Raw genomic sequence first — 15,207 nt, forward strand, 5'->3', positions numbered from 1 at the left:
GTGCCCTGCCGGGCGGCCGGCCGGCGCTCACAGCGTGCGGAACAGGTCCACGTACCGGGCCAGGAGGCCGTCCCAGGCGAACCGTTCGCGTGCGGCGCGCAGCCCCGCCTCGCCCAGCCGGTCCGCCAGCGCACCGTCCTGAAGGAGCCGCCGGCAGGCGCCCGCCAGGGCGCCGGGGTCGCCGGGCGGCACCAGCAGACCGGTCCGCCCGTCCTCGACGACGTACGGGATGCCGCCGACCCGCGAACCCACCACCGGGGTGCCGCAGGCCATCGCCTCGACGAGCACCATGCCGAACGATTCGGCCTCGGTGAGGGACGGCAGGACCAGCACCGCCGCCTCGCGGACCGCCCGGACCAGGTCGGGCCCGGTCAGTTCACCGGAGGCGGTGACCCGGTCCGCGACGCCGAGGGACGCGGCCAGGGCGAGCTGGTCGGCGACCGCGTCGCCGCCGCCGACCAGGCGCAGCCGGGCACCGGGTACCTCGGCCAGGGAGCGGACGAGGACGTCGACCCCCTTCCACGCCGAGGACCGGTCGATGCGGCCGACGTAGAGGAGCGTCGGCGGGCGGGTGGAGGGCGGCGGGCCGGGCGTGAAACGGCCGGTGTCGACGCCGGGGCTGATCTCCAGGGCCCCCGGCCGCCCGGCGGCCAGGGAGACGGGCGACACGGCGACGAGCGCCCGGGCCCGGCCGAACACCCGGGGCAGGACCCGGCGTTCGTAGAGGCCGATGAGGCGGTCCGCGGCGCCGGTGCCGGGGCCGCCCTTGAGCATCGAGCCGGCGTGGTAGGTGAACACGGCGGGCCGGCGGCCCGCGACGGCCACGGCGATGTCGCCGAGTCCCGGCACGGGGCCGTGGGCGTGGACCACGTCGGCGCCCGTACGGCGCAACCAGTACCGCAGCTGGAACGGCCACAGCGGGCTCAAGGGGGTGTTGGAGAGCCGGAACCAGGAGCCGAGCCGGACGACCCGCACGCCGTCCTCCACGCTCGTACGGGTGCGCAGCCCGGGCCCGCTGGTCAGGACGACGGCGTCGAGGCCGGGTGCGTCGTGCACGGCCCGGGCGACCCGGGCCGCGTACTGCTCGACGCCCCCGAGGTGCGGCGGGTAGTAGGGGGTGACGACGGCCACCGTGCGGGGGTTCACAGCGCGGCCCGCAGCAGGCCGGGGAAGCCTTCCGCCTCGGTGATGTAGCCGGGCAGGCGGCGTCGCAGCTGCTCGCGGTAGTCGGAGTCGTCCTGGAGCAGCGGTGCGACCAGCTCCCACAGCCGGGGATGGGTGACGTCCTCGATGGCCAGCACGTGGGCCCCGAGGCCGAGGTCGGCCATGATGCCGCGGGTCTTGTGCTCGTACTCGATGGCCACGCAGGGCACGCCGCTGGTCAGGGAGAAGATCACCGAATGGAAGCGGGTGCCGATCAGCAGGGCGCACTCGCCGTAGACGCCCTTGAGATCGCGGTAGTCCACCCGGTCCTCGATCAGCAGCGGCGCCGCGGTGCAGTGGGCGGCGATCCGGCGCTCCACGATGCGGTCGTCGTCGCTCAGGTAGTCGGTGCTGACCTGCGGGATCAGCACGACACGCGCTCCGGTGGCCTGGACGGCGTCGATCGTGGCGGCCAGGGCCCGTTCGTACGCGTCCTGGGCGGCCGGGGCCAGCCAGCGCCTTGCCGTGACCCCGACCAGCCGCTGCCGTGGTGCGACGCCGAGCCGGGCCCGCCAGTCGGAGGACGGCGGCGGGTCGAACGCGAAGCCCGAGTCGACGCCCCGGGTGACGGCCGTGTCGGGCAGGCCGCAGCCGCGCAGCTGGGCCACGCTGACGTCCTCGCGGGCCAGGACGAGCGGGGACCGGCCGAGGGCGCGGGCGACCAGGCGCCGCTGGAGGGACGAGGGGAACGGGCCGTAGGACTGCGGGGCGAAGACGACGGGCACGCCGGCGCGCTGGGCGAGCAGCACCGGCAACAGGACGAAGAAGACGTTCTGGTGGCCGTCGAGCCCGGGGCGGGCCAGGACGTACCCGCCTCCGGTGGACACCACCAGGTCGGCGCCGGCCAGGGCGTCCGCCTCGCGCCGGGCCTCGGCGGGCAGGACCCTGCGCAGGACGCCGGCGGCGGACCGGGGCAGCAGCAGAAGGCCGGCGCAGGCCGCTGCGACGTACAGCTTCCGCAGGATCCGGCGGGAGCGCGAAGCGGTGCCGTCGGCGACGTGGCGGCGGATCGAGCCGAGGTTCGGGGCGTCCTCGAACGCGGGGTGGACGGCGGGGTCCTCCATGCCGGCGACGCGGACCTCGGCGCCGGGGTACGCCTCGCGGACCTGTCGCAGGCAGACGGAGAGCAGCGCGGCGTCGCCCGCGTTCTCCCGGACGTAGGCGTTGATCACCACGATCTTCACGGGCGGTACCTCTCGGCAGGTGTGGCGGCGGACGGCGCGGCGGCGGAAGGCGGATCCGGGGCCGTCGGCCCGGGCAGGCGCACGGCGCGCAGTTGGAGGGTGTCGACGGGGGACCAGCCCGGTCCGGGGTCGAGGTCCGGCTCCGGCGGGCGGGGGGCGGAGGGCCGGCCGCGCAGCAGGGCGACCGTGGCGAACAGGCCGGCGGCCAGGTTGCCGATGCCCCAGGCGCAGCCGACCCAGACCAGCCCGTGCGGCGCCCACCACACGGCCAGGCCGATGGTGGTGCACGCGAGGACGGTGTTGGCGGCGATGAGCTGCTTCATCCGCTGGGCCAGCTTCAGCCCGAAACACGCCCAGGTGTTGAGGGCGACGGCGAGGGCGGCGACGGCGAGCACCGTGAGCAGCCCGCTCGCGGCGGCGGTGTAGCCGCCGCCGAACAGCAGCAGGAGCAGCCCGCTGCCGGCCGCGACGACGGCGACGGCGGGGACCTGCACCGCGGCGATGATCTTCGCGGAGCGGCGCAGGAGTTCACCGAACCGGGACGGGTCGGAGGAGACCTCGGCGAAGACGGCCTCGCCGACGGCGGTGGAGACGGAGTTCAGGAGGGCGGCGATCTGGAAGGCGACGAAGTAGTAGCCGGCTTCGGCGGCTCCCAGCTTCTGGAGCACGATCAGCGGAGTGACCAGGACGGGCGCCAGGTTGATCAGGCTGGAGACGTAGCTGGCGACGGAGAAGCGCAGTTGTTCGCGCAGCCGGGTGCCGCGGGTGCGGAAGTCGAAGCGGAAGCCGAGGCGGCGCCGGAGCAGAATCAGGGCCGCGGCGCCGGCGACCGCGTAGCCGATGCCCGCCGAGCCGAGGATTCCGGCCGCGCCGAACCCGACCAGGGCGACGGGCGCGGCGAGTTTGGCGAGGCCTTGGAGGAGCCCGTCGGACAGCACGTTGTACTGCGCCATGCGGGCGCTGATGAAGACGGACTTGGCCAGGAGGTTCAGCGAGGCACAGGCGCAGGACAGGACGAAGAGGGCGGCGAGGTGTGCGTGGTCGCGGACGAACAGCAGCTTGTGCCCGTACCAGGGCAGCCCCAGCAGGTAGAGCCCGGCGGCGGCGCAGGAGACCAGCAGCACCAAGGTGGTGGACTGGGTGATCTGGCCGTTGCGGGCCCTGCCCTCGGCGGGGAAGCGGATCAGGGTGCTGTTGAGGCCGAGCATGCTCAGGTAGGAGAGCAGCGAGGTCGCGGAGATCAGCGAGGTGGCCAGCCCGACCTGCTCGGGCGGGTAGAAGCGGGCCACGACCACCCAGAAGAGGAAGCTCAGCCCGGCGGTCGTGAGCGTGGACGCCAGCAGGAAGAACGAGCTGCGGAACATCTGGTCCGCGGGCCGGGCGTGCCTACCCACGGCCGGCGTCCCCGTAGTGCCCGAGCAGCGCCGTCACGTGCCGGTCCCAGCCGAAGGAGGCCTCGGCGAACGCGCGGGCGGCGGCTCCCGTCGCCGCCCGGCCGGCGGGGTCCGCGACGAGCCCGTGGAGCGCGGCGCGCAGCGCGGGGACGCTCCGGGGCACGAGCAGGGCGACCTCGCGGTCCAGGCCGTACGGGGCGTATCCGGGGTCGTCGGTCGTGACGACCGGCAGGCCCGAGGCCATGGCCTCCTGGACGGTCAGCGGGAAGCCCTCGGCGGTGGAGGGCAGGGCGAACACGTCGCACGCGCGGTAGGCGTCGGCGAGGTCCTCGGCCGACAGGGAGCCGAGGTGGTGGACGCCGGAGCGTCCGGCGAGGGCCGCGGCGTCCCCGTCACCGGCGAAGACGAGGTCGTATGCGGCGTCGCCGGCGTGGGCGTCGAGGAGGAGGTCGTACCCCTTCTTGGGGACGAGCCGGCCCGCGAACAGCACGAGGGTGCGTCCGGCGGGCAGGCCGAGCCGCGCCCGGGCCGCGGCGCGCTCCGCGGCGTCGGCGGCCGGCCGGAACAGGCCGGTGTCCACACCGTTGGCGAGGTGGTGGCGGGCTTCGGCGCGGGCGCCGAGCCTGCGGACGAACGCGGCGACGTCGGCGTTGACGGTGAGCACCCGGCGGGCGCGGCGGAGCTGGGGCCGGCCCGCGACGGCGTAGACGGCCCGCTGGACGGCGCGTACGAGGGCCGAGGGGTGCGCCACCATGCCGACGTGCTGGGTCACCACGGTGGGGGTGCGGGTGACGGCCGCGGCGAGTCCGGCCGCCCAGGAGGAGGCGTAGAGGCAGTCGTGGACGTGGACGACGTCGGCGTGCCGGGCCCAGCGCAGGGCTGCGGGCAGCAGGGCCGGGGAGAACAGCGGGAAGGGGACGCCCGACCGGCGCTCCACCACGTTGGACGCGGCGACGCGGACGACGCGGACGCCGTCCTCGTGGTGGATGCCGGCGTGGTCGCCGCTGGTGAGGACGGTGACGTCGGCGCCGTGCCGGGCGAGGTGGAGCGCTTCGTTGCGGACGACGTTCTCGATGCCGCCCAGGTGCGGCGGGTAGTAGTGGCTGACGAGCAGGACCCGGGGCCGGCGCCGGACGTGGTTCATCGGTAGACCACCGCCCCTTCGTTGCTGTAGATCAGGTTGCGTGTGGTGTCGAGGAGGTCGCGCGGATACCGGTACGTCACGAGGTCGCCCCGGAAGAACACGGTGACCTCGTCCTTGCGGGTCGGCGTGGACCCGAGCAGCACGTAGGACTGGGACCGCAGCAGCGCGGGGTGGACGCTGTCCTGTGTGCGGACGGTGAGGAGGGTCTGCAGACGGCTGAAGGAGTACCGGTCGGTCTGTACGACGAGGTCGTCGCCCGCAGCCCGCTGGTTGAGCCACATGGCGGCCCGGCGGTCCTCGGCGTGCGGGTAGTAGATGTCGTAGGCGGGGCCGGAGTTGCTGAGGGCGAGCTGCGCGGGGTAGCCGCCGAGTACCTTGGGGACGGCCCCGGTCAGGTCGAGCAGCAGCCCGGCGACGAGGACGCACAGCACGGGGACGGCGCGGCGGCCCGCCCGGCGCACCGCCCACAGGGCTCCGGCGGCGATGAACGGGGCGAAGAACAACAGGCCCTGCTGGAAGGCACGGAGCACGCTGTAGTCGACCGACAGCTGCGGCACCAGGGTGAACAGGCCCATCATCGCGAGGGCGCCCACGGTCAGGGTGATCTGGTCGCGGACGGGCGTGAACGGGCTGCCGCGGCCGCGCAGGGCGATCACGAACCCGACCAGGACCAGGGCCTGGAGCAGCAGGGCGGCGGCCTGCCGGAGCACCCCGTTGAGGGCGGGCACGCTCAGGCCGACGGTGTCCAGCGCCCGGCCGGCGGGGGTGAGCGGCAGGTTCTCCTTCTCGGCCACGGGCGTGGGGTACTTCGCGAGGGCCTCCAGCGGCAGGTACTTGCCGTCGGCCCGGTCGGCCGCGGTGTAGCCGATGGTGTCCTCGCGGTATTCGGCGAGCCGCTCCTCGGGGGTGACCCCGGCGCCGCCGAAGAGGCTGTAGCGGGTGTCGGAGGAGCCTGCGCGGGCGTCGCCGGACCCGAACAGGTCGCTCGCGACGACGCGCAGGGTGCTTTCGAGCTGGCCGCCGGTGTGGGTGAGGGGGCCGGCCCAGAGCAGGGCGAGAACGGCCGGTACGGCCACGGTCCACCAGGTCAGGAACGTCCGCGTCCGGCCCTTGCCGACGGCGCGGTGCGTACGGGCGCGGCCCGGCCGGGAGGCCAGCCGCCAGACCTTGTCCACGGTGAACGCGGTCGCCAGGGTGCCGACGATCACGTAGATCGTCGAGTAGTGGGACAGGACCACTCCGGCGAGGAGCACGGTGAACACCGCGCGCCGCAGGGGCAGCGGGCGCCGGGAATCCGTCAGGACGAGCATCGCGCAGGCCAGGAGCAGGAAGGCGATGGCCTGCCGGCCCAGGAACGGCATGTCGGTGAAGAAGGTCGGGAACGCCATGAAGAACACGGCGGACAGCAGCGCCACGAGCGGGGACGCCACATTGCGCACCGCGCGGTGGACCAGCACCGGGGTCAGCGCGAAGAGCAGCGGCAGGACGGCCTTGAAGACGTAGATGTCCTCGATGCCCGTGAGCCGGAAGATGCTCACCGGGAGCAGGGTGATGCTCAGGCACGCGTTGTACGGGTCGGTGTAGGCGGAGATGTCCCAGAAGCCGCCGCCGAGGGTGAGCCGGAAGTAGAGGTACTCGCGCTGGATGTCGTGCCCGGTGATGTACCAGCCGCGCAGGGAGGTGAGCAGCAGCAGGGTGGCGGAGGCGGCGTAGATGCCGGCCTCCACGACGGTCGGGGAGCAGCGTGCGTGGCGAAGCAGCAGGAGCACGATCAGCGCCGTGACGACGACAAGGGCGGCCGTGCTGACGGCGCCGCCCAGGCCGTTGTTGAGCCTGATCGGGCCGGCCACGGACAGCAGCAGCGCGGCTCCGGCCGCCCAGGCCACCGGGCGGGCGCCGGTCAGGGGTGTGCCGCGCAGGAGGGGCCGTGGCGACTGGGGGGCGAGGACTCCGAGGACGAGCAGCACGAGGGTGGTCGCCGAGGCCAGCACCAGCCGGGTCAGGGGCCGTTCCACGCCGAGCGGCGGAAGCACGGTGTTGACGGCCAGCGCCACGAGGATGTCGAGGAGCACGGCGAGGCCGGCCGCCAGCAGGAGGGAGCCGCTGCGGGTGGAGACGACTTTGTCGGTGAGGCCGCGCAGCAGCAGGACGGGCGCGGCGAAGAGCAGCCACAGTCCGACGGGCGCGAGCAGGAGGGCGGGGACGCCGGGCAGCGTCTCGACGGCGCAGGCGGGGCCGAGGCTCAGCAGGACGCCGAGCCGTCCGCGCAGCCAGGTGGGCGCCTTCATATCCCTGCCTTCCGGTACACGAGCTCCACCTGTCGGGTGACTTCCTCCCAGGTGTGGCGGCGGGCCCGCTCGGCGCTGCGGCCGGCCAGCCGGCCGCGCAGGGCGGGGTCGGACGCCAGGCGGTCCACGGCGGCGGCCAGCGACGCCGGGTCCGGTGCGGCCAGGAGGCCGACGCCGTGCAGCAGTTCCGTGTTGCCGGGGACATCGGTGGCCAGGACGGGCAGGGCCGCGGCCATGGCCTCCAGCGCGGCGAGGGGCATGCCCTCGCGGTCGGAGGGCAGGACGAAGACGTCGGCGTCCGCGTAGGCGGCGAGGAGGTCCTCGTCGTACAGGGGCCCGGTGAACTCCACGCGCTCGCCGAGGCCGAGTGCGGCGGCGCGGGCCCGCAGGTCGGCGTCGAGCTCGCCGCCGCCGACGATGCGGAGCCTGAGCGGGGAGGCGGCCAGGCTGATCGCGTCGAGCAGGCGCGCGATGTTCTTCTGGGCGCTGAGCCGGCCGACGTAGAGCAGCCGCAGGGGCCGGGGGGTGGCGGTCTCGGTGGCCGCGACGACCGGAGCGGCGGCAGGGGCGGGCGCGGGACGGAAGAACTCCGGGCCGACTCCGTTGGGCACCACGTGCACGCGCGCGGGCGGCACCCGGTAGGCCTCCTCGACGAAGCGGGCCTGCTGTTCGGTCAGCACGATGACCGCCGCGGCGGCGCGGGCGACGCGTCCGAAGACGTGCTTCTTGTAGGCGGGCAGGAGTCCGCCGAGGCGCCCGCTGGCGTCCACGTCGAGGTGGAAGTGGAGTACGAACTCCTGCCGGCGCAGCCGGGCGGCGAGTGCCACGGTCTCCGGCAGCAGGGCGTGCGCGCAGTGCGCGTGCAGCACGGCGCCGCGCGGCGCGGCCAGGAGCGAGCCGAGGAGTCCGGGCGCGATGGCGGTGTGGGCGAACTCGGCGGCACGGTGCCTGCGCACGGTGACGCCGTCCTCCCGGGCCCGCCGCGGTGCGCCGCCGGAGTCCAGGGTGGTGGTGACGACGCGGACGTCGTGGCGTTGGGCGAGGCAGCGCGACAGGTGCAGCACGACGCGCTCGAGGCCGCCGAGGTGCGGGGGGTAGTACGGGGTGATCTGGACAACGGTGCGCATCACAGTTCCGGGGGCCGGCCGAAGCGGAAGTGGAGGGTCTGGGGGTGCCCGGTGAGCGAGACCCGGACCAGGGCGACGTCGGTCCCCTTGGCGCGGATCCGCGCCGTGACCGGGACCGCGGCGCCCTGGTGGGGTTCGACGGGGTAGGTCTCGGTCGCCAGCACCGTGCCGTTCGTAGCCTCCACGGTGAGCGTCGCGACCAGCGACCGGGCTCCGGAACCGTGGTCGTTCACCGCGAAGGGAACGAGGACGCTCGCTCCGTCGAAGCGCGGGTTCTCGGTGAAGTACAGCTCGATGTAGGCGGCTTGCCGGCGGGTGAACGAGTCCAGCAGGACCGTCCGCACGGGCGGCAGCGACCACGCTCCCGCGCACAGGACGGCCACCACCGCGGACACCAGCGCCGCTCGGATCAGACGCTTCCTCATGCCGGGGTGTGCCGCCGTTCGTAGCGGGCGGAACGCTCCTCGCCGGACCGGCGGAAGCGGTGCTCGAAGAGCTGGCGCAGGTTGGCCATCCCGTCGGGCAGCGCGTTGAGCTTCACCTCGCCCTGGCGATTGCGGTACTCGATGGGCACTTCGAGGTAGCGGTAGCCGGCCCGGGTCGCGGCGTTCTTGATCTCCTGGGAGAAGGCCATGCCGGTCGACTTCACGTCCACGCCGTCCCATACGTAGCGCCGGAAGACCCACATGCCGGACTGCGAGTCCCGCAGTCCGTTGCGGAACAGGGCGCGGCTCAGAGCGCTCAGCGCATGGTTGGCGATGGTGTGGGACCGCTTCATCGCCGAGCGGTTCTCGCGGCGCAGCCGGTTGGTCGTCATGAACTCGACGTCGGCCTCCGTCAAGGTGCCCAGCAGCTCGGGCAGGGAGTCGAAGGGGTAGGTGCAGTCGGCGTCGCCGGTCGCTATGACGTCGCCCTTCGCCGCGCGGAACCCGGCATGGTAGGCGTTGCCGTACCCCCGCTCCGGCTGGGAGACGACGGTGGCGCCGAGCGCGGCGGCCACCGCGGCGGTGTCGTCGGTGGAAGCGTTGTCGACGACTATGACCTCGGTCTCCCAGCCCAGGGCACGCAGCGCGCTCGTGGGCACCGAGTTGACCACGGTGGGCAGGTTGGGCGCTTCGTTGAGCGCCGGAATCACGACGGAAAGCGTATTCAATTCATCCCCCGGTACCGGACCAGAACGGCGGCCGTGCAAGCACCGCGGCAACTGAGGGCCTTCACATCGTGGAGTCTCGGCCGCACACGTCGAGCCGGGCGGTCTGTTGGGTGTTTCTGCTGCGGACGTCAACCCGGCATCCGGGCCAGCGGCGACCCTATCGGACGCGTGAGACGCCGATCCACCAGGGTGACCTGCCAGCCATGCTCAGATCGCAGCAAATTCGGTCGTAAAGGGTTAACCGACCAGCCACGAACCGACAGGCTTGATCTCCTTGTCGAGCTTGCCGCCCTTCAGCGCGAGAACCTGATCCGCAGTCAGCGGCTTGTCCCACACCAGCACGTGTCCGATGACGCCGGCCCAGGGACCGCTCCAGATCCCGTGGTGGCGGGAGCGGCCCAGCTGCAGCGGCCCCTGGCCCGCCCAGGCGGCCGCCACCGGGGCACGGCCGGCCTCCTTGCCGTCGACGTACAGCGTCAGCGTCTTGCCCTGGGCGTCGTACACCCCCGTCAGCAGGGCCCAGGTGCGGACCGTGTTGAGGCCGTCCGAGGTGGCGGCCACGGCGGTGGAGGCCGCACCCTTCTCGTCGGTCTGCATCCGGAACACCCAGGACTTCTTGCCGTTGCTGTCCTCGCGGCCCAACTCGAACGAGTACGAGGTGCCGTCGCCCTGGCTGATGGCGAACCGCGAACCCCCGTCGGCCTCGTTGTAGACCCAGGCGGAGACGGTGAAGCTCTTGGACGCGTCGACGACCGGCTCGGCGGCCTGCGCGTAGGAGTTGCCGTTGCTGCGCAGGCGCAGCACGTTGCCGTTGTCCACCTTGCCGAGAACCGCGTCGGGGCTGAGCGCGATGTTGACCTGGCCGGAGCGGTCGCGCAGCAGGTTCGGCTCGCCGGGGACGGTGGGCGCGTTGGGGTCCTGGCCGGGCGCGGCCGTCGCCGACTGCGAGGCGCCGCCGGGGCCCGGAGCCTTCCCCCCCTTGTCGTCCCTGTCCAGGATGAAGAGCCCGGCGCCGACGCCGAGGGCGCACGCCACCACCGTGATGCCGGCCAGCAGCATCCGCTTGCGTCTGCGCTGCTGCGCCTCCGTACGGTCGGCCATCGCCTGCCAGTCGGGCTGAGGCGGCGGCGTGAAACCGGCCAACTGCGGCTCCGGGTGGGGCTCCAGGGGCGGCTGCTGCATCTGGGGTGCCTGGGGTGCCTGGGGGTGGTGCGGCGGCTCTCCGGCAGCGCCCGGCTGGGGCACCGGCTGCTGGTACGGATTGGGCTGCCAGGCCTGCGGGAATCCGTAACCGCCGGGCGTCCCTTGGGGGTAGCCGTAGCCCGCCTGCCCCGCAGTGGGGTCCGGCTGGGGTGTGCTCGGGCGATCCGTACCGTCAGTCATGGGACGGATCGTAAAACATGACAGGCGCACCGCCACCAGACGGTACGGCACGAGCTCCCACGGGCTGCCGCCGGCGGAGCACCAGGCCGCCGACCGCGTCACGGGATCGCCGGACCACCCGGCGCCAAGACCCCTGAAACGGCCGAAGGACCGCTTCGGATGATGCTGAAGCGATCCTTAGACCTACGACTTCGAAAAGTCGGGACGACAGGATTTGAACCTGCGACCCCTTGACCCCCAGTCAAGTGCGCTACCAAGCTGCGCCACGTCCCGATGTACCTTCGACCTGCGGGTTTCCCCGTGCTCGGCGGCACATGCAGAACATTACCCCACGCAGAGGGGTGTGCATGCACAGGTGATCGGCGCGAGGGAGGATGGGGTGGTGAACACACGGGACCGTGACGGTGAGGGGCGGGCGAGGAGCGCCCGCCCGAGGGATGGGCTGGGGCGGCCGCTGGCCTACGGAGCGGCCGGGGTGGAGCGCCAACCCGAGGGGGTCGTGCGCTCGCCGTCGGAAACGGTGCGGGAGGCGCAGCGGCTGCTGGACGCGGGGATGCCCTTCCACGCGCACGAGGTCTTCGAGGACGCCTGGAAGTCCGGGCCCGAGGCCTCGGCCCCGCTGTGGCGGGGGCTGGCGCAGCTCGCCGTCGGGCTGACGCACGCCGCCCGCGGCAACGCGGTGGGCGGGGCGCGGCTGCTGCGGCGCGGGGCCGCCGGGATCGAGGGGCTGCGCGCGGACCCGTACGGGATCGACGTGCCGGGCCTGGTCCGGTGGGCCCGGGAGCTGGCCGGCCGGGTGGAGCGGGCCGGCCCGGCCGTCGACGCGGCGGCGGAGGCTCCGCGGCTGAGCGGCGACAGCGGTGGGCGGTAGCCGCAGCGGCGGCTAGTGCTGTGGCCGGAGAGGTTTGCCGGGGCGCGGCGTCCGGTGCGGTGCATCGCAAGGCGNNCGACAACGCGGCGAGGTGCCGTGCCGGGCGTCGCGACCCGGTGAGCCTTGCCGGTCACGGCACTACCGCAGGGCCGGCTGGAGGAGGTCCCAGCGGTTGCCGTACAGGTCCTCGAAGACGGCGACGGAGCCGTAGGGCTCGTGGCGCGGGGCCTCCAGGAAGCGGACGCCCTCGGCGGTCATCCGGGCGTGGTCTCGGGCGAAGTCGTCCGTGTGGAGGAAGAAGCCGACGCGGCCGCCGGTCTGGTCGCCGACGCGGGAGCGCTGTGCGTCGTCCTTGGCGCGGGCCAGCAGCAGGGCGGACTCGGTCGCGCCGGGCGGACGGACGACGACCCAGCGGGACCCGTCCGGGCGGGCGGTGTCCTCGGCCAGGTCGAAGCCGAGGGCGCGCGTGTAGAAGTCGATGGCCTCGTCGTAGTCGTGGACCACGAGGGCGGTCAGGGCGATGTGGGATGACATGGCCCTATTGTGTCCCCGGCCGCGGGTCCGGGTCCGGCCGCGGGTCGGGGGCTGCCACGAGGACCACGTCCAGTGTGCGGGGGCCGTGGACGCCCTCCACCCGTTCCAGCTCGATGTCGCTGGTCGCCGAGGGGCCGGAGATCCAGGTCAGCGGGCGCCCCGGGTCCAGGAGCGGCAGCGCCTCGGGGACGGAGTCCACGACCTGCCCGGGGACGCGTACGAGGCAGATGTGGTGGTCGGGGACGAGGGTGATGCGGCGGCGGCCCTGGCTGGGGCCCCCGTCGAGGACGATCGTGCCGGTCTCGGCGATCGCGAGGGCGCAGCCGGTCACGACGGCGTCGACCCGGTCCAGGTCCCGGGGCGTCTGCGCCGCGTGGTCGGTCACGAAGGTGAGCGACGGGTCGGACGGCAGGCCGAAGCCGAGGTCGGGCGGGAGCTGCACCGTGGCGGCGTCCGCGAGGAGGCGGCCCAGCAGGTCGCGCAGGCCGTCCTCGTCGGTGCGGTGGACCCGCGCCCGGTACTCGGCGAGGTGTGCCGCGAGCAGGTCCACGCGCTCCTGCGGGGTGCGCGTGGCGTGGACGCGCAGGTAGTCCCGCGGGATGTCGGCATCGGGACCGGGCCCCGTCTGCGCGGCCGGTTGCTGCACGGCCCGGCGGATGCGGGCCAGGATGCGGTCCTTGCTGGTCACTGCGGGGTTCCCCGTTCTCGGGTCCACCAGTCGCGGAACGACTCGGCGGGTACGGAGGGCAGCTCGCGGGTGTCGGTCCAGGCCCGGCCGGGGCCGGGCAGCCGGCGCGGGGTTAGCCTGCGGGCGCGGGCCAGCAGGCGCTCCCCCGCGCGCAGGGCCCCGGGGCGGTCCAGGAGCAGCCGGGCGGCGCGCACGGCGGCGCGTTCGGCGGTGTGCCCGTGTGCGGGGCGGATCCGTACGCGGATGCCGTGCCGGGTCACCGGCCCGCCCTGGGCCACCCGTTCGCGCAGGTGGACGAGGATCTCGGGGATGTCGATGGCGACCGGGCAGACGTCGTAGCAGGCCCCGCACAGGGTGGAGGCGTAGGGCAGCGACGCGTCGATCGCGCTGCCGGTGCCTCGCAGTTGGGGGCTGAGGACGGCGCCGATGGGGCCGGGGTAGACGGATCCGTAGGCGTGGCCGCCGGCCCGCTCGTAGACGGGGCAGACGTTGAGGCAGGCGGAGCACCGGATGCAGCGCAGGGCCTGGCGGCCGGTCTCGTCGGCGAGGGTGTCGGTGCGGCCGTTGTCGAGGAGGACGAGGTGGAAGGCGGAGGGCCCGTCGCCGTCCGCACCTCTCGAAGGGCCCAGGCCGGTCCACATGGTCGTGTACGGGTTCATCCGCTCGGCCGTCGAGGAGCGCGGCAGGGTCTGGAGGAAGATCTCCAGGTCGCGGAAGGTGGGGACGACCTTCTCGATGCCCACGACCGAGATCAGGGTCTCGGGGAGGGTCAGGCACATCCGGCCGTTGCCCTCGGATTCGAGGACGACCATGGTGCCCGTCTCGGCGACCATGAAGTTGGCGCCGGAGACGGCGACCTTGGCGCGCAGGAACTTCTCGCGCAGGTGCAGGCGCGCCGCCTCGGCCAGTTCCCGCGGGTCGTCGCCGAGCGCGTCGGGCGCGGGGCGGCCCCAGCGGCCCATCTCGGCGCGGAAGATGTCGCGGATCTCGGCCCGGTTGCGGTGGATGGCGGGCACCAGGATGTGGGAGGGCCGGTCGCGGCCGAGCTGCACGATGAGTTCGGCGAGGTCGGTCTCGTAGGCCGCGATCCCCGCTGCTTCCAGGGCCTCGTTGAGGCCGATCTCCTGGGTGGCCATCGACTTGACCTTGACGACCTCGCGCTCGCCGGTCGCGCGGACGAGTTCCGTGACGATCCGGTTGGCCTCGTCCGCGTCGACGGCCCAGTGGACGGTGCCGCCCGCGGCGGTCACCGCCGCCTCCAACCGGAGAAGGTGGCGGTCGAGGTGGCGCAGGGTGTGGTCCTTGACGGCCTTGCCGGCGGCGCGCAGCCGGTCCCAGTCCGCCAGCTCGGCGACGGCCCGCGCCCGCTTGTCGCGGATGGTGTGCGTGGCGTGCCGGAGGTTGGCGCGCAGCACACCGTCGCGTACGGCTTCGCGGGCCGCTTCGGGGAAGGCGGGCATGCCGAGGTCGGTGCGGGTCATGTCGGCGGTTCCTCCTCGGTCGAGGCCAGGATCTCGGCGAGGTGCAGGGTCCGCAGCGGGCTGTCCGCGCGGCGCAGGAGTCCGCCCAGGTGGGCGAGGCAGGAGTTGTCGGCGGCGCACAGCACCTCGGCTCCGGTGCCGGCGGCGGAGGCGATCTTGTCGGTGCCCATGGCGGCGGAGACGTCGGGGTTCTTGACGGCGAAGGTGCCCCCGAAGCCGCAGCACTCCTGCGCGCCCGACAGCTCGACCAGGTCCAGGCCCTTCACCGCGGCGAGCAGCCGGCGGGGCCGGTCCCCCAGTCCCAGGCCGCGCAGGCCGTGGCAGGAGGGGTGGTAGGTGACGGTGTGCGGGAAGTACGCGCCGACGTCGGTCACCCCGAGCACGTCGACGAGGAACTCGGTGAGCTCGTACACGCGCGGCGCGAGCGATGTGGCCGCGTCCGCCAGGTCCGTGCCGCGCCCCTCCCGCTCGGCCTTCCGTCCGATCCGCGGGTAGTGCTCGCGGATCATCGCGGCGCAGGAACCGGAGGGGGTGACCACGTAGGCGTGGCCGGCGAAGGCCGCGGCGGTGCGCAGCAGCAGCGGTTCGGTCTCGTGCCGGTAGCCCGTGTTGTACAGCGGCTGCCCGCAGCAGCTCTGGGCGGCGGGGAAGTCCACGGCGACGCCGAGCCGCTCCAGGAGGCGGACGACGGCGATGCCGGTCTGCGGGTACAGCGCGTCGTTGACGCAGGTGACGAACAGGGCGACACGCATGGTGG

At 73.8% G+C, this 15,207-nt stretch carries 14 protein-coding genes and 1 tRNA gene; 1 reads left to right on the forward strand and 14 read right to left on the reverse strand.

Translation table 11 applies throughout. The annotated features are described in order from the left end of the window. Window positions 1-27 precede the first annotated feature (27 nt). The 10 genes from AVW11_RS01255 to AVW11_RS01300 form a co-directional block, all read right to left on the reverse strand. Window positions 28-1,146: a glycosyltransferase family 4 protein gene (locus AVW11_RS01255; protein WP_076042937.1), complete on the reverse strand. Its 1,119-nt coding sequence runs from the start codon at window positions 1,144-1,146 to the stop codon at window positions 28-30. Further along, a complete protein-coding gene (locus AVW11_RS01260; RefSeq protein WP_060179234.1) occupies window positions 1,143-2,387 on the reverse strand; it encodes a polysaccharide pyruvyl transferase family protein in 1,245 nt (414 codons plus the stop codon). The genes AVW11_RS01255 and AVW11_RS01260 overlap by 4 nt, the downstream gene beginning before the upstream one ends. Continuing rightward, window positions 2,384-3,781 (reverse strand): lipopolysaccharide biosynthesis protein, encoded by a 1,398-nt coding sequence (locus AVW11_RS01265; protein ID WP_076042938.1) that lies wholly within the window; start codon window positions 3,779-3,781, stop codon window positions 2,384-2,386. Before AVW11_RS01265 ends, AVW11_RS01260 begins: the two co-directional genes overlap by 4 nt. Continuing rightward, a complete protein-coding gene (locus tag AVW11_RS01270; protein ID WP_060179232.1) occupies window positions 3,774-4,925 on the reverse strand; it encodes a glycosyltransferase family 4 protein in 1,152 nt (383 codons plus the stop codon). The genes AVW11_RS01265 and AVW11_RS01270 overlap by 8 nt, the downstream gene beginning before the upstream one ends. After that, window positions 4,922-7,213, reverse strand: a complete 2,292-nt coding sequence (locus tag AVW11_RS01275) for a DUF2206 domain-containing protein (RefSeq protein ID WP_076042939.1) — start codon at window positions 7,211-7,213, stop codon at window positions 4,922-4,924. The genes AVW11_RS01270 and AVW11_RS01275 overlap by 4 nt, the downstream gene beginning before the upstream one ends. Beyond that, window positions 7,210-8,340 (reverse strand): glycosyltransferase family 4 protein, encoded by a 1,131-nt coding sequence (locus AVW11_RS01280; protein ID WP_076042940.1) that lies wholly within the window; start codon window positions 8,338-8,340, stop codon window positions 7,210-7,212. The genes AVW11_RS01275 and AVW11_RS01280 overlap by 4 nt, the downstream gene beginning before the upstream one ends. Then, window positions 8,340-8,765, reverse strand: coding sequence for a hypothetical protein (locus AVW11_RS01285; RefSeq protein WP_143568786.1), 426 nt, complete (start codon window positions 8,763-8,765; stop codon window positions 8,340-8,342). The genes AVW11_RS01280 and AVW11_RS01285 overlap by 1 nt, the downstream gene beginning before the upstream one ends. Continuing rightward, window positions 8,762-9,475: a glycosyltransferase family 2 protein gene (locus tag AVW11_RS01290; protein WP_240528101.1), complete on the reverse strand. Its 714-nt coding sequence runs from the start codon at window positions 9,473-9,475 to the stop codon at window positions 8,762-8,764. The genes AVW11_RS01285 and AVW11_RS01290 overlap by 4 nt, the downstream gene beginning before the upstream one ends. A 255-nt stretch (window positions 9,476-9,730) precedes the next feature. Then, on the reverse strand, window positions 9,731-10,876 hold the full coding sequence (locus AVW11_RS01295) for a LamG domain-containing protein (protein ID WP_107277648.1): 1,146 nt from the start codon (window positions 10,874-10,876) through the stop codon (window positions 9,731-9,733). Between the two features lie 199 nt (window positions 10,877-11,075). Further along, window positions 11,076-11,149: transfer RNA gene (locus AVW11_RS01300), tRNA-Pro, on the reverse strand. A 202-nt stretch (window positions 11,150-11,351) separates the two neighbouring features. On the opposite strand from AVW11_RS01300, the gene AVW11_RS01305 reads away from it, so the two are divergent. Further along, complete coding sequence (locus AVW11_RS01305) at window positions 11,352-11,747, forward strand: DUF309 domain-containing protein (RefSeq protein WP_076042944.1); 396 nt, start codon at window positions 11,352-11,354, stop codon at window positions 11,745-11,747. A gap of 138 nt (window positions 11,748-11,885) precedes the next feature. Here AVW11_RS01305 and AVW11_RS01310 read toward each other — a convergent pair whose 3' ends face one another. The 4 genes from AVW11_RS01310 to AVW11_RS01325 are packed head-to-tail and all read right to left on the reverse strand — an operon-like array spanning window position 11,886 to window position 15,202. Then, entirely contained in the window at window positions 11,886-12,281 is a 396-nt protein-coding gene (locus tag AVW11_RS01310; RefSeq protein WP_030854574.1) for a VOC family protein, read from the reverse strand. Between the two features lie 4 nt (window positions 12,282-12,285). After that, window positions 12,286-12,969 carry a LutC/YkgG family protein gene (locus AVW11_RS01315; RefSeq protein ID WP_076042945.1) on the reverse strand — a complete coding sequence of 228 codons (684 nt, stop codon included), beginning with the start codon at window positions 12,967-12,969 and terminating at the stop codon, window positions 12,286-12,288. Then, window positions 12,966-14,450, reverse strand: a complete 1,485-nt coding sequence (locus AVW11_RS01320) for a lactate utilization protein B (RefSeq protein WP_030854569.1) — start codon at window positions 14,448-14,450, stop codon at window positions 12,966-12,968. The genes AVW11_RS01315 and AVW11_RS01320 overlap by 4 nt, the downstream gene beginning before the upstream one ends. Beyond that, window positions 14,447-15,202 carry a (Fe-S)-binding protein gene (locus AVW11_RS01325; protein WP_076042946.1) on the reverse strand — a complete coding sequence of 252 codons (756 nt, stop codon included), beginning with the start codon at window positions 15,200-15,202 and terminating at the stop codon, window positions 14,447-14,449. Before AVW11_RS01325 ends, AVW11_RS01320 begins: the two co-directional genes overlap by 4 nt. Window positions 15,203-15,207: the final 5 nt, after the last annotated feature.

It is taken from the genome of Streptomyces amritsarensis, assembly GCF_001953875.1.
Classification (GTDB): Bacteria; Actinomycetota; Actinomycetes; order Streptomycetales; family Streptomycetaceae; genus Streptomyces; species Streptomyces amritsarensis.